The organism is Enterobacter sp. CC120223-11, assembly GCF_900215375.1.
Taxonomy (GTDB): domain Bacteria; phylum Pseudomonadota; class Gammaproteobacteria; order Enterobacterales; family Enterobacteriaceae; genus Scandinavium.
The window spans coordinates 1-13,368 of sequence record NZ_OBEF01000020.1 but is presented as its reverse complement, the minus strand read 5'-3'; the positions used below and the strand labels follow the sequence as shown (position 1 = coordinate 13,368).

The window sequence follows — 13,368 nt, the reverse complement described above, 5'->3', positions numbered from 1 at the left end:
TCAGAGACGGGCGTGTAAGCTACACGCCACTATTTTCATTATCATCTGACACGGAGGAGTAAGTATGGGTGGTATCAGTATTTGGCAGTTGTTGATTGTCGTCGTGATTGTGGTTCTGCTTTTCGGGACGAAGAAGCTGAGCTCGCTGGGTTCTGACCTGGGTGCGTCTATCAAAGGCTTTAAAAAAGCCATGGGTGATGAAGACGACAAGCAGGACAAGAAAGAGACATCCGCACAGGACGCTGATTTCCCTGCGAAATCACTCTCCGAAAAGCAGGATGACGCCAGCAAAGACGATGCAAAACGCCACGATAAAGAGCAGGTGTAATTCGTGTTCGACATTGGTTTCAGTGAACTGATACTGGTCTTCGTGATTGGCCTGATTGTCCTTGGGCCAAAGCGTTTACCTGTAGCTGTGAAAACCGTCGCAGGCTGGATCAGGGCAATACGCTCGCTGGCCACGACGGTGCAAAACGAGCTGGCTCAGGAGCTCAAGCTCCAGGAGTTCCAGGACAGCCTGAAAAAGGTTGAAAAGGCGAGTCTCGGTAATCTTTCGCCTGAGCTGAAAGAGTCGATGGACGAACTGCGTGAAGCCGCTGAATCCATGAAACGCTCTTACAGCCAGCACGATGCTGAGCGCACCAGTGACGAAGCGAACACCATCCTCAACCCGGTAGTGAAGGGGAGCGAGGCGCAGCGCGAAGGCGTCACGCCGGTGACGGCGGAACATCAGGCCAGCGCGGAACCCCAGGCACCCGCAGCTTCTCCAGAGCCTGCTGAGAAAGTACCGGAAACGGTGGTTTCTGACATTAAGCCGAAAGCCGCTCCGGCTACTGATTCATCTCCTGCAAACAGCGAAAAACCGTAACCATGGGCGTAGAAGAGACTCAACCGCTGATCTCGCATTTGATTGAGCTGCGCAAGCGCCTCATCAACTGCATTATTGCGGTATTCGTTATTTTCCTGGCGTTGGTCTATTTTGCTAACGACATCTACCAGCTGGTGTCTGCACCGCTGATCAACCAGATGCCGGCAGGCGCAACGATGATCGCCACCGACGTTGCTTCGCCGTTCTTTACGCCGATTAAGCTGACGTTCATGGTGTCGGTGATCCTCTCGGCACCCGTCATTCTGTATCAGGTATGGGCTTTTGTTGCACCTGCGCTGTATAAGCACGAGCGCCGTCTGGTTGTCCCTCTTCTGGTGTCCAGTACGCTGCTGTTCTACATTGGTATGGCGTTCGCCTACTTTGTGGTCTTCCCGCTGGCGTTTGGTTTCCTGACGCACACCGCGCCGATTGGCGTGCAGGTTTCAACGGACATTCGCAGCTACCTCGATTTCGTTATGGCGCTGTTTATGGCTTTCGGGGTGTCGTTTGAGGTGCCCGTTGCCATCGTGCTGCTGTGCTGGGTTGGTGTAACCACGCCGGACGATCTGCGCAAGAAGCGCCCGTACGTTCTGGTCGGGGCATTTGTGGTCGGGATGTTGCTTACGCCGCCGGATGTGTTCTCCCAAACGCTGCTGGCGATCCCGATGTATTGCCTGTTTGAAGTGGGCATTTTCTTCGCTCGCTTCTATACCGGCAAACGACTATCGCGTGATGAAGACGCCGCTGCAGAAGACGAAGCCGCCGAAAAAGAAGAGTAATCCAGCCGCCCGAAAGGGCGGTTGTTGTATGGGAGTCACCATGTTTGATATTGGCGTTAACCTCACCAGTTCCCAGTTTTCCCGCGATTGTGACGAGGTCGTTGCCAGGGCGAATTCAGCAGGCCTTAAGGGCATGTTGATAACCGGCACCAACTTCGAAGAGAGTGAAGCAGCGCAGCAGCTGACCCGGCGCTATGCACATTGCTGGTCAACGGCGGGCGTCCATCCGCACGACAGCAGTAGCTGGTCCCTTGAGGTGGAGGAGAAGATTCGTCGTCTGGCTCAGTTGCCCGGCGTGGTGGCAGTGGGGGAGTGTGGGCTCGATTTCAACCGCAATTTCTCCACGCCACAGGAGCAGGAAGCGGCATTCAACGCTCAGCTGGCACTGGCGGCGGAGCTGAATATGCCGGTCTTTATGCACTGTCGCGAAGCGCATGAGCGATTTATGGCGTTGTTAAAGCCCTGGTCTGGAAAGCTGCCCGGTGCGGTGCTGCACTGCTTTACCGGTACGCGGGAAGAGCTTGAGGAGTGTCTGGCTCACGGCTTGTACATCGGCATTACCGGTTGGGTATGCGATGAGCGTCGCGGTCTTGAGCTGCGGGAAATGCTGCCGTTGATCCCTGCTGAGCGGCTGCTGCTGGAAACCGATGCACCCTGGCTGTTACCGCGGGATCTGTCGCCAAAACCTTCGTCCCGGCGGAACGAACCTGCGCATCTGCCGCATATTCTGCAACGCGTCGCTGAATGGCGTGGTGAAGATGCGCAGACGCTGTCCGATTCCCTCGATCAAAACGTGAAGACGCTGTTTGGGATAGATTTTTGAGCTCAGACTTTGCGGAAGTCGGTATTTTTGACGCTCTGTAAAACCTGTTTATTCAGCAGATTAAGCAGCAGCATAGAGCGTGCTTCGCCGTCTGGCTCGGTGAAAATAGCCTGTAAGCCTTCAAATGCGCCTTCGGTGATCACCACATCGTCCCCCGCATAGGGTGTTTCAGGGTCGGTGATCCCTTCCGGTTTATGGATGGAGAGCTGATGAATAACATCTGAAGGCACCGTCGCGGGCTGCATACCGAAGCGAACGAAATGGCTGACGCCGCGGGTGGCATTGATGGTGGTGGTGTGAATGACCTCCGGGTCAAACTCCACGAACAGATAGTTGGGAAATAAAGGTTCATCCACGGTGGTGCGTTTGCCCCGGACGATTTTTTCCAGCGCAATAGTCGGCATCAGGCAATTCACTGCCTGGCGTTCAAGATGGTCCTGGGCACGCTGAAGTTGCCCACGTTTGCAGTACAGTAAATACCAGGCTTGCATAATGGCTCTTTTCCGTGGATCTGTGGGAAAGCATAACAAAAGCCTGGCCCGATAGCGAAAGGGTTTGTCGCCGTTTACAGGTGTCAGAGCTTCACGCTAATTTAACAAAATTACAGCATCCCGCGGCTGAAGGCCGTATAATGAGGCGCTTACACAGAGGCCATGACTGACCCATGAAATACCACGATTTACGCGACTTTCTGACACAGCTGGAACAGCAGGGCGAACTCAAACGCATCTCCCTGCCGGTTGATCCTCATCTGGAAATCACCGAGATTGCCGATCGTACTCTGCGTGCGGGTGGCCCGGCGCTGCTGTTTGAAAACCCGAAAGGTTACGACATGCCTGTGCTGTGCAATCTGTTCGGCACACCTAAGCGCGTGGCGTTGGGCATGGGCCAGGAAGACGTCAGCGCCTTGCGCGAAGTGGGAAAACTGCTGGCCTTCCTGAAAGAGCCGGAACCGCCAAAAGGCTTCCGTGACCTGTTCGACAAGCTGCCGCAGTTTAAGCAGGTGCTGAACATGCCGACCAAACGCCTGCGCGGCGCGCCTTGTCAGCAAAAAGTGATGCAGGGTGAAGAAGTCGATTTAACCCGCATTCCGATTATGACCTGCTGGCCGGAAGATGCCGCTCCGCTGATCACCTGGGGTTTGACGGTGACGCGTGGGCCGCATAAAGAGCGCCAGAATCTGGGTATCTATCGCCAGCAGCTCATCGGCAAAAATAAGCTGATTATGCGCTGGCTCTCCCATCGTGGCGGCGCGCTGGATTTCCAGGAGTGGTGTGCGGCGCATCCGGGTGAACGCTTCCCGGTCTCCGTAGCGCTGGGCGCCGATCCGGCAACCATTCTTGGCGCAGTCACGCCAGTACCGGACACGCTTTCCGAGTACGCTTTCGCGGGCCTGCTGCGTGGCACCAAAACCGAAGTAGTGAAATGTCTTTCGAACGATCTCGAAGTGCCTGCCAGCGCTGAAATCGTGCTGGAAGGGTATATCGAACAGGGCGAGATGGCACCGGAAGGGCCCTACGGCGACCACACGGGTTACTACAATGAAGTGGACAGCTTCCCTGTGTTTACCGTGACCCATGTGACCCAGCGTGAAGATGCCATTTACCATTCTACCTATACCGGTCGTCCGCCGGATGAACCGGCTGTGCTGGGCGTCGCGCTGAACGAAGTGTTCGTACCGATTCTGCAAAAGCAGTTTCCGGAAATTGTCGATTTTTATCTGCCGCCAGAAGGCTGTTCCTATCGCCTGGCCGTTGTGACGATGAAAAAACAGTACGCCGGACACGCCAAGCGCGTCATGATGGGCGTCTGGTCTTTCCTGCGCCAGTTCATGTACACCAAGTTTGTGATTGTCTGCGATGACGACGTGAACGCGCGAGACTGGAACGACGTTATCTGGGCCATCACCACGCGTATGGACCCGGCCCGTGATACGGTACTGGTAGAAAACACGCCAATTGATTACCTGGATTTTGCCTCGCCGGTTTCCGGTCTGGGCTCAAAAATGGGGCTGGATGCCACGAATAAATGGCCTGGCGAAACCCAACGCGAGTGGGGACGTCCTATCAAAAAAGATCCCGAGGTGACGGCGCGTATTGACGCCATCTGGGATGAACTGGCCATCTTTAACGACGGTAAGAGCGCCTGAGCGCCGCCGTATTTGCTTACAGACCCGACAGAGGGAGCGCATGACAACCTTAAGCTGTAAAGTCACTTCGGTAGATGCCATTACCGACACGGTATACCGCGTTCGATTAGAACCGGAAGCGGCCTTTTCCTTCCGCGCGGGCCAGTATCTGATGGTAGTGATGGACGAGCGTGATAAGCGCCCGTTTTCCTTGGCATCTACGCCTGCCGAACAGAACAGCATCGAACTGCACATTGGCGCCTCCGAGCTGAATCTGTACGCGATGGCAGTGATGGACAGAATTCTCAAAGAGCGTGAAATTGTTGTCGACATGCCTCACGGTGAAGCCTGGCTGCGTGACGATGAAGAGCGTCCGCTGGTGCTGATTGCTGGCGGAACTGGCTTCTCCTACGTGCGTTCCATTTTGCTGACCGCGCTGGCGCAAAACCCAAACCGTGAAATTGCGATTTACTGGGGCGGGCGTGAAGAGAAGCATCTGTACGATCTCTCTGAGCTGGAAGCGCTGAGCGTGACTCATCCGAATCTGCGCGTTGAACCTGTGGTTGAGCAGCCGGAAGAGGGCTGGCGCGGGCGTTCCGGCACCGTACTGACTGCGGTGTTGCAGGATTACGGCACGCTGGCAGAGCACGACATCTATATCGCTGGCCGTTTCGAAATGGCGAAAATCGCCCGGGACCTGTTCTGCAATGAGCGCGGCGCGCGTGAAGATCGCCTGTTTGGCGACGCCTTCGCGTTTATCTGATCTTTGCCGCAGAAATAAAAAACCCGCCCCTGACAGGCGGGAAAAACGGCAACTAAACAGTTTTACTCTTACGCATTACGCTTTCGCAGCCGGGGCATTGCCCCGGCTTCTGTTTTTTCAGACGCGTTCAATCACCGTCGCAATCCCCTGACCAAGACCGATACACATCGTCGCCAGACCAAACTGGGCGTCTTTGCGTTCCATCAGGTTCAGCAGCGTTGTCGTGATGCGCGCCCCGGAACAGCCTAACGGGTGGCCGAGTGCGATCGCGCCGCCGTTGAGGTTGATCTTCTCGTCGATCTGCTCCATCAGCCCCAGATCTTTAATGCACGGCAGGATCTGGGCAGCAAAGGCTTCGTTCATTTCAAACAGATCGATATTGCTGGCCGACAGTCCTGCCTTCTTCAGCGCAAGCTTCGAGGCCGGAACCGGGCCATAGCCCATAATTGACGGATCGCAGCCGACCACAGCCATCGAACGCACTCGGGCGCGGGCTTTCAGCCCCAGCTCGCGAGCACGGCTTTCGCTCATGACCAGCATTGCGGCGGCACCGTCGGAAAGCGCTGAAGAGGTACCTGCGGTGACAGTGCCGGTGACCGGGTCGAAAGCCGGGCGCAGCGCGGAGAGTGCTTCGACCGTGGTTTCCGGACGGATCACTTCGTCGTAGCTAAACTGCTTCAGCACGCCGTCGGCGTCGTGTCCACCGGTCGGGATGATTTCATTTTTAAATGCACCTGACTGCGTTGCGGCCCAGGCCCGGGCGTGAGAGCGGGCGGCGAACTGATCCTGCATTTCACGGCTGATGCCGTGCAGGCGCGAAAGCATTTCTGCGGTCAGGCCCATCATGCCCGCGGCTTTTGCCACGCTGCGGCTCATGCCAGGGTGGAAATCTACGCCGTGGCTCATGGGCACGTGGCCCATATGCTCAACGCCGCCGACCAGGCAAGCCTGCGCATCGCCGGTCATGATCATGCGGGCGGCATCATGCAGCGCCTGCATAGAGGATCCGCACAGACGGTTCACGGTCACCGCTGGAACGGAATGGGGAATTTCAGCCAGCAGGGAAGCGTTACGGGCGATGTTGAAGCCCTGCTCCAGGGTCTGCTGCACGCAGCCCCAGTAAATGTCGTCGAGCGCCGCCGGATCCAGAGATGGATTGCGCGCCAGGAGGCTACGCATCAGGTGTGCGGAGAGATCTTCCGCACGCACGTTACGGAATGCGCCGCCTTTTGAACGGCCCATCGGGGTACGAATTGCATCGACAATGACAACCTGTTCCATTGTGACTCCTTAAGCCGTTTTCAGCTCACCCACCGGACGGGCAGGCTCAACCGGTGGATAATATGCTTCGTTGTGGCGCGCTTTGCTGCGCAGGCCTTCCGGCACTTCATACAGCGGGCCGAGGTGCTGATATTGCTGCGCCATATCGAGGTACTTCGCGCTGCCGAGTGTATCCAGCCAGCGGAAGGCACCGCCGTGGAACGGAGGGAAGCCGAGGCCGTACACCAGTGCCATATCGGCTTCCGCAGGACTGGCAATAATGCCTTCTTCCAGACAGCGCACCACTTCATTGACCATCGGGATCATCATACGGGCGATAATCTCTTCGTCGCTGAAGTCGCGCTTCGGCTGGCTGACTTCTGCCAGCAGCGCTTCAACGGCGGCGTCTTCCTCTTTCTTCGGTTTGCCTTTGCTGTCTTCTTTATAACGCCAGAAGCCGAGGCCGTTTTTCTGCCCGTAGCGGCTGGCTTCAAACAGCGCGTCGATGGCATCACGGTAATCCTTCTGCATACGCTGCGGGAACCCGGCGGCCATAACGGCCTGGGCATGATGCGCAGTATCAATGCCGACCACGTCCAGCAGATAGGCCGGGCCCATCGGCCAGCCGAAAACTTTTTCCATCACTTTATCGACTTTATGGAAGTCGGCGCCGTCGCGCAGCAGCTGGCTGAAACCGGCAAAGTATGGGAACAGCACGCGGTTGACGAAGAAGCCCGGGCAATCGTTGACCACAATCGGCGTTTTGCCCATTTTGCTCGCCCAGGCGACCACTTTGGCGATGGTTTTGTCCGAGGTTTTCTCCCCGCGAATCACTTCAACCAGCGGCATACGGTGCACCGGGTTGAAGAAGTGCATACCGCAGAAGTTTTCCGGACGCTGCAGGACGCTTGCCAGTTCACCGATAGGAATGGTGGAGGTGTTAGAGGCCAGCACGGTATCCGGACGGACTTTCTCTTCCGTTTCGGCCAGTACCGCTTTTTTCACTTTCGGGTTTTCCACAACGGCTTCCACCACCACGTCCACGCGATCGAATCCGGCGTAGTCGAGGGTTGGATGAATCGTGGAGATCACGCCTGCCAGCTTCAGGCCATTAATTTTTCCGCGCTCCAGCTGTTTGTTCAGCAGCTTGGCGGCTTCGTTCATCCCGAGGGTCAGCGACTTATCGTTGATGTCCTTCATGATGACCGGCACGCCCTTCCAGGCGGACTGATACGCAATGCCGCCGCCCATGATCCCGGCGCCGAGCACGGCGGCCTGTTTCGGGGTCTCGACGTTTTTGGTCAGTTTCTTCGCCTGACCTTTGACGAACTGATCGTTCAGGAAAATGCCAACCAGCGCACGGGCCTCATTTGAATGGGCCAGCGGGACAAAACTTTGGTTTTCAAGCACCAGCGCCTGATCGCGGCCTAAGCGGGCAGCGGCCTCAATGGTTTTCACGGCGGTGATCGGGGCCGGATAATGTTTGCCAGCCGTTTGCATCACCATGCCTTTGGCGATGGTGAAGCTCATGGTGGCTTCAATTTTGCTGAGCTTCAGCGGGTCGAGCTTCGGCTGGCGTTTGGCTTTCCAGTCCAGATCGCCGCTGATGGCCTGACGCAGAATAGCGATAGCGCCATCGCGCAGTTTTTCCTGTTTCACTACGCCATCGACCAGGCCGAGTTTGAGCGCTTCTTCGGCACCCACATCTTTACCGGCGGCAATGATTTCCAGCGCGCTGTCGGCACCCAGCAGGCGCGGCAAGCGAACAGAACCGCCGAAGCCAGGCATGATGCCGAGTTTGGTTTCCGGCAGGCCAATGCGCAGGTCCGGCGTCGCCAGACGGTAGTCCGTCGCCAGCACGCATTCACAGCCGCCGCCCAGCGCGTAGCCATTAATGGCAGAAATGGTCGGGACAGGCAGGTCTTCCAGACGACAGAAAACGCTGTTGGCGAAATGCAGCCACTGGCTCAGCTGTTCCTGAGGTACCTGGAACAGGCCCAGAAATTCGGTGATATCCGCGCCGACGATAAACGCGGCTTTTTCGGAGCGCAGCAGCAAGCCCTTCAGATTCTGCTGTTTTTCGAGGACGTCAAGCGCCTGGCCAAGGCTGGCCACGGTGGCGGTATCAAGCTTGTTGACCGAGCCGGGGGCATCGAACACCAGTTCGGCAATGCCATCTTCCAGCCAGGTGAGGTACAGGGTGTCGCCTTTGTAGAGCATGTCAGTCTCCTGAATCCAGCAAAGTTACTGGTCTTACCAGATGAAACGGAGTGTGGATTTTATGTTAATAAAATGCAAATTACTCATTAAGAAAATGACGTCTGGATCACGCTCGGCAGAAATCACGCAGGCTGAAACCGATGTGCTAAGATGCGGGAATTCGCGTCAAAAAAAGAGAAGGATAAAACATGGACTCACTGGCCACACTCTATAAGAATCATATTGCTACGTTGCAGGAATGCACGCGTAACGTCCTGGAAAAGTTCAAGCTTGATGCCTTACTGATTCACTCTGGCGAGCTGTTCAACGTCTTTCTGGACGATCACGCTTATCCGTTTAAGGTGAATCCGCAGTTCAAGGCGTGGGTGCCTGTTACCCAGGTGCCAAATTGCTGGCTGCTGGTGGACGGCGTGAACAAACCGAAGCTGTGGTTCTATCTGCCGGTGGATTACTGGCACAACGTGGAACCGCTGCCGTCCTCTTTCTGGACGGAAGATATTGAAGTGATCGCCCTGCCGAAAGCGGACGGCATTGGCAGCCAGCTGCCTGCGGCGCGTGGCAACATTGCGTACATCGGGCCAGTGGCGGAACGCGCGCTGGGTCTGGACATTGCGGCGGCAAACATCAACCCGAAAGCGGTAATGGATTACCTGCACTACTACCGCTCTTACAAAACCGATTATGAACTCTCCTGCATGCGTGAAGCGCAGAAAACGGCAGTGAACGGACATAAAGCCGCGCATGAAGCGTTCCTGTCCGGGATGAGTGAGTTTGATATCAACCAGGCGTACCTGACGGCAACTGGCCACCGCGATACTGACGTGCCTTACGGCAATATCGTCGCGCTGAACGAGCACGCTGCCGTTCTTCATTACACCAAACTGGATCATCGCGCGCCGTCTGAAATGCGCAGCTTCCTGCTGGATGCCGGTGCCGAGTACAACGGCTACGCTGCAGACTTAACCCGCACCTGGGCGGGCAACAGCGATACCGAATTTGCTCAGCTGATCAAAGATGTGAACGCCGAACAGCTGGCGCTTATCGACACCCTGAAAGCCGGTACGAGCTACGTTGACTACCACATTCAGTTCCATCAGCGCATCGCTAAACTGCTGCGTAAGCACCAGATTCTGACTGATATGAGCGAAGAAGCGATGGTCGAAAACGACCTCACCGGGCCGTTTATGCCACACGGCCTCGGTCATCCGCTGGGCCTGCAGGTGCATGACGTGGCTGGATTCATGCAGGATGATACCGGCACGCATCTGGCGGCTCCGTCGAAATATCCTTATCTGCGCTGCACCCGTATTCTGCAACCTCGCATGGTGCTGACCATCGAACCGGGCATCTACTTTATTGAATCCCTGCTGGCGCCATGGCGTGAAGGGCAGTTCAGCAAGCACTTCAACTGGCAGAAGATTGATGCGATGAAGCCGTTCGGTGGTATCCGTATCGAAGATAACGTCGTGATCCACGAAAACAGCGTGGAGAACATGACCCGGGATCAGAAGCTGGCCTGATGGAGAGCTGGCTGATCCCGGCCGCGCCGGTAACCGTGGTCGAAGAGATCAAGAAAAGCCGCTTCATTACGCTACTCGCCCATACCGAAGGCGTGGAAGCGGCGAAGGCGTTTGTTGAATCGGTCAGGACAGAGCACCCGGATGCGCGCCACCACTGCGTGGCGTGGGTCGCGGGGCCGCCCAACGATTCGCAACAGCTTGGTTTCTCCGATGACGGAGAACCGGCCGGGACGGCAGGCAAGCCGATGCTTGCGCAGCTGATGGGAAGTGGTGTCGGTGAAATCACCGCCGTGGTGGTTCGCTACTACGGTGGGATTTTGCTGGGCACCGGTGGCCTGGTGAAGGCCTATGGCGGCGGCGTGCATCAGGCGCTGGCTGAACTCACGACTCAGCGCAAGACGCCGCTGACCGAATATACTTTGCAGTGCGAGTACGGACAATTGTCCGGTATCGAGGCGCTTCTGGCGCAATTTTCCGGAAAAATCGTCAGCAGTGATTATCAGGCCGATGTGCATCTACGGGTGGCACTTCCGCAGGCCGAACTGACGGCTTTCTCCGCAAAGCTGGCGGATTTTAGTCGCGGTTCATTGCAATTGCGCAGGATTGACGAATAATCCCCGGTCTACTTTTTGCTTATCAAAGGAAGCGGCAGAGATGCATTTTCGTGCCATAACCCGAATCGTTGGCCTGCTGGTCATTCTGTTTTCAGGCACCATGATTGTGCCTGGACTGGTGGCGCTTATCTATAAAGACGGGGCCGGGCGGGCATTTACCCAGACGTTCTTCGTTGCGCTGGCGATTGGCTCAATGCTGTGGTGGCCGAACCGTAGGCAAAAGGGCGAACTGAAATCCCGCGAAGGGTTTCTTATCGTCGTGCTGTTCTGGACCGTGCTGGGCAGCGTGGGTGCGTTGCCGTTTATCTTTGCTGAACAGCCGAACCTGACCATCACTGATGCTTTCTTTGAATCTTTCTCAGGCCTGACAACGACAGGTGCCACCACGCTTGTGGGGCTGGATTCGCTTCCTCATGCGATTCTTTTCTACCGCCAGATGCTGCAATGGTTTGGCGGGATGGGGATCATCGTGCTGGCGGTGGCCATCCTGCCCATACTGGGCGTGGGTGGGATGCAGCTCTATCGCGCAGAAATGCCGGGGCCGCTGAAAGACAATAAAATGCGCCCGCGAATCGCCGAGACGGCAAAAACGCTGTGGCTCATTTATGTTCTGCTGACCGTCGCCTGTGCGTTGGCACTGTGGTTTGCCGGTATGCCAGCGTTCGACGCTATTGGGCACAGTTTTGCGACTATCGCCATCGGTGGCTTTTCCACACACGATGCCAGCGTGGGCTACTTCAATAGTCCGACCATCAACACGATTATTGCTATCTTCCTGCTGATCTCTGGCTGTAACTATGGCTTGCACTTCTCTTTATTAAGCGGTCGTAACCTGAAGGTGTACTGGCGCGATCCGGAATTCCGCATGTTTATCGGCGTGCAGTTGACGCTGGTGATCATTTGTACGCTGGTGCTGTTCCTGCATGATGTCTATAACTCAGCGCTCACGACGCTTAACCAGGCGTTCTTCCAGGTAGTGTCGATGGCAACGACCGCAGGCTTCACCACAGACAGCATTGCGCGCTGGCCGCTGTTCCTGCCTGTACTGCTTTTATGCTCAGCTTTTATCGGCGGCTGTGCTGGTTCGACGGGCGGTGGCCTGAAGGTTATTCGTATTCTGCTTCTCTTTAAGCAAGGGAATCGCGAATTAAAACGTCTGGTGCATCCAAATGCTGTTTACAGCATCAAGCTTGGCAACCGTGCACTGCCGGAACGCATACTCGAAGCTGTGTGGGGGTTCTTCTCTGCCTACGCCCTGGTGTTTATCGTCAGTATGCTGGCCATCATTGCAACGGGCGTTGATGATTTCTCGGCTTTTGCCTCCGTCGTGGCAACGCTCAATAACCTCGGCCCTGGGTTGGGCGTGGTGGCGGATAACTTCGCCAGCATGAATCCCGTGGCAAAATGGATCCTGATCGCCAACATGCTGTTTGGTCGTCTGGAAGTCTTTACTTTGTTGGTGCTCTTTACACCGACTTTCTGGCGCGAGTAACAGGAGCGTTTGTGAAAATATTGATTCTCTTTTCAACCCGGGATGGGCAAACGCGTGAGATTGCGGCTTCGCTCGCTTCAGAATTAAAAGAGCAAGCCTTCGACGTGGACGTTGTTAACCTGCATCGCGCGGAGAGCATTGACTGGCAGGAGTATGATGGCGTGGTGATCGGGGCATCGATCCGCTACGGGCATTTCCATTCCACGCTGGAAAGCTTTGTTAAAAAGCATCAGCAGGCGCTTAAGCAGCTACCTAGCGCTTTCTATTCCGTGAACCTTGTCGCACGCAAACCAGAAAAACGTACCCCGCAAACGAATAACTATACCCGCAAGTTCCTGCTGGCTTCGCCATGGGAACCTGACCACTGTGCCGTCTTTGCCGGAGCGCTGCGTTACCCTCGCTATAGCTGGTATGACCGCATGATGATCCGCCTGATTATGAAAATGACGGGCGGTGAAACCGATACGAGTAAAGAAGTGGTGTATACCGACTGGGGGCAGGTTGCCCATTTCGCCCGTGAAATCGCTCAACTTGTGCGCAATCAGGGCGTAAAACCAGCGTAAAGCCTGGAATTTAAGCAGTCAGAAAGTTTTTTTGAATTTAGACTTGCCGTCTCAGAATAACTCCCTATAATGCGCCTCCACTGACACGGAACAACGGCAAACAAGCCGCCGGGTCAGCAGGGTTTCTTCGGAAATTCTGACAGAGAAAAGCGAAAATAAACGCTTGACTCTGAATGAGGAAAACGTATTATACGGGACCTCGAAACGGCGAGCGAAAGCCGCGTTTCACTGCTCTTTAACAATTTATCAGACAATCTGTGTGGGCACTCAAAGTGACATGGATTCTTAACGTCGCAAGACGAAAAATGAATACCAAGTCTCTGAGTGAACATACGTAA

At 55.8% G+C, this 13,368-nt stretch carries 13 protein-coding genes; 10 read left to right on the top strand and 3 right to left on the bottom strand.

What is annotated here, in order from left to right; genetic code table 11:
- Positions 1–64: 64 nt before the first annotated feature.
- The 4 genes from tatA to tatD are packed head-to-tail and all read left to right on the top strand — an operon-like array spanning position 65 to position 2,470.
- Positions 65–328: a Sec-independent protein translocase subunit TatA gene (gene tatA, locus CRO87_RS19120; protein ID WP_097164519.1), complete on the top strand. Its 264-nt coding sequence runs from the start codon at positions 65–67 to the stop codon at positions 326–328.
- Positions 329–331: 3 nt separating this feature from the next.
- Positions 332–868: a Sec-independent protein translocase protein TatB gene (tatB, locus tag CRO87_RS19115; protein ID WP_097164518.1), complete on the top strand. Its 537-nt coding sequence runs from the start codon at positions 332–334 to the stop codon at positions 866–868.
- Between the two features lie 2 nt (positions 869–870).
- Entirely contained in the window at positions 871–1,647 is a 777-nt protein-coding gene (gene tatC, locus CRO87_RS19110; RefSeq protein WP_097164517.1) for a Sec-independent protein translocase subunit TatC, read from the top strand.
- Between the two features lie 40 nt (positions 1,648–1,687).
- Positions 1,688–2,470, top strand: a complete 783-nt coding sequence (tatD, locus tag CRO87_RS19105; RefSeq protein ID WP_097164516.1) for a 3'-5' ssDNA/RNA exonuclease TatD — start codon at positions 1,688–1,690, stop codon at positions 2,468–2,470.
- Between the two features lie 2 nt (positions 2,471–2,472).
- Here tatD and rfaH read toward each other — a convergent pair whose 3' ends face one another.
- Positions 2,473–2,961, bottom strand: a complete 489-nt coding sequence (gene rfaH / locus CRO87_RS19100; RefSeq protein ID WP_097164515.1) for a transcription/translation regulatory transformer protein RfaH — start codon at positions 2,959–2,961, stop codon at positions 2,473–2,475.
- A 173-nt stretch (positions 2,962–3,134) separates the two neighbouring features.
- On the opposite strand from rfaH, the gene ubiD reads away from it, so the two are divergent.
- Together ubiD and fre are read left to right on the top strand one after the other, a co-directional pair.
- Entirely contained in the window at positions 3,135–4,619 is a 1,485-nt protein-coding gene (gene ubiD / locus CRO87_RS19095) for a 4-hydroxy-3-polyprenylbenzoate decarboxylase (protein WP_097164514.1), read from the top strand.
- Positions 4,620–4,659: 40 nt separating this feature from the next.
- Complete coding sequence (gene fre / locus CRO87_RS19090) at positions 4,660–5,361, top strand: NAD(P)H-flavin reductase (protein WP_097164513.1); 702 nt, start codon at positions 4,660–4,662, stop codon at positions 5,359–5,361.
- 117 nt (positions 5,362–5,478) lie between these two features.
- On the opposite strand, the gene fadA is transcribed toward fre, so the two are convergent.
- Both fadA and fadB read right to left on the bottom strand, forming a co-directional pair.
- On the bottom strand, positions 5,479–6,642 hold the full coding sequence (gene fadA / locus CRO87_RS19085; RefSeq protein ID WP_097164512.1) for an acetyl-CoA C-acyltransferase FadA: 1,164 nt from the start codon (positions 6,640–6,642) through the stop codon (positions 5,479–5,481).
- A 9-nt stretch (positions 6,643–6,651) separates the two neighbouring features.
- Complete coding sequence (fadB, locus tag CRO87_RS19080) at positions 6,652–8,841, bottom strand: fatty acid oxidation complex subunit alpha FadB (protein ID WP_097164511.1); 2,190 nt, start codon at positions 8,839–8,841, stop codon at positions 6,652–6,654.
- 188 nt (positions 8,842–9,029) lie between these two features.
- On the opposite strand from fadB, the gene pepQ reads away from it, so the two are divergent.
- From pepQ to hemG, 4 genes are read left to right on the top strand one after another with little or no spacing between them, the layout of a single operon-like run.
- Positions 9,030–10,361 (top strand): Xaa-Pro dipeptidase, encoded by a 1,332-nt coding sequence (gene pepQ, locus CRO87_RS19075; protein WP_097164510.1) that lies wholly within the window; start codon positions 9,030–9,032, stop codon positions 10,359–10,361.
- On the top strand, positions 10,361–10,975 hold the full coding sequence (locus CRO87_RS19070; protein ID WP_097164509.1) for an IMPACT family protein: 615 nt from the start codon (positions 10,361–10,363) through the stop codon (positions 10,973–10,975). The genes pepQ and CRO87_RS19070 overlap by 1 nt, the downstream gene beginning before the upstream one ends.
- A gap of 40 nt (positions 10,976–11,015) precedes the next feature.
- Positions 11,016–12,467, top strand: coding sequence for a Trk system potassium transporter TrkH (trkH, locus tag CRO87_RS19065; protein ID WP_097164508.1), 1,452 nt, complete (start codon positions 11,016–11,018; stop codon positions 12,465–12,467).
- A gap of 11 nt (positions 12,468–12,478) precedes the next feature.
- A complete protein-coding gene (gene hemG, locus CRO87_RS19060; RefSeq protein WP_097164507.1) occupies positions 12,479–13,030 on the top strand; it encodes a menaquinone-dependent protoporphyrinogen IX dehydrogenase in 552 nt (183 codons plus the stop codon).
- The last annotated feature ends 338 nt before the right edge of the window (positions 13,031–13,368 follow it).

Excerpts from the sequence above, each read along its gene's own strand:
- tatA (WP_097164519.1), top strand. The coding sequence starts at position 65 with ATGGGTGGTATCAGTATTTGGCAGTTGTTGATTGTCGTCGTGATTGTG.
- tatC (WP_097164517.1), top strand. The coding sequence starts at position 871 with ATGGGCGTAGAAGAGACTCAACCGCTGATCTCGCATTTGATTGAGCTG.
- tatD (WP_097164516.1), top strand. The coding sequence starts at position 1,688 with ATGTTTGATATTGGCGTTAACCTCACCAGTTCCCAGTTTTCCCGCGAT.
- rfaH (WP_097164515.1), bottom strand. The coding sequence starts at position 2,961 with ATGCAAGCCTGGTATTTACTGTACTGCAAACGTGGGCAACTTCAGCGT.
- ubiD (WP_097164514.1), top strand. The coding sequence starts at position 3,135 with ATGAAATACCACGATTTACGCGACTTTCTGACACAGCTGGAACAGCAG.
- fre (WP_097164513.1), top strand. The coding sequence starts at position 4,660 with ATGACAACCTTAAGCTGTAAAGTCACTTCGGTAGATGCCATTACCGAC.
- fadA (WP_097164512.1), bottom strand. The coding sequence starts at position 6,642 with ATGGAACAGGTTGTCATTGTCGATGCAATTCGTACCCCGATGGGCCGT.
- fadB (WP_097164511.1), bottom strand. The coding sequence starts at position 8,841 with ATGCTCTACAAAGGCGACACCCTGTACCTCACCTGGCTGGAAGATGGC.
- pepQ (WP_097164510.1), top strand. The coding sequence starts at position 9,030 with ATGGACTCACTGGCCACACTCTATAAGAATCATATTGCTACGTTGCAG.
- CRO87_RS19070 (WP_097164509.1), top strand. The coding sequence starts at position 10,361 with ATGGAGAGCTGGCTGATCCCGGCCGCGCCGGTAACCGTGGTCGAAGAG.
- trkH (WP_097164508.1), top strand. The coding sequence starts at position 11,016 with ATGCATTTTCGTGCCATAACCCGAATCGTTGGCCTGCTGGTCATTCTG.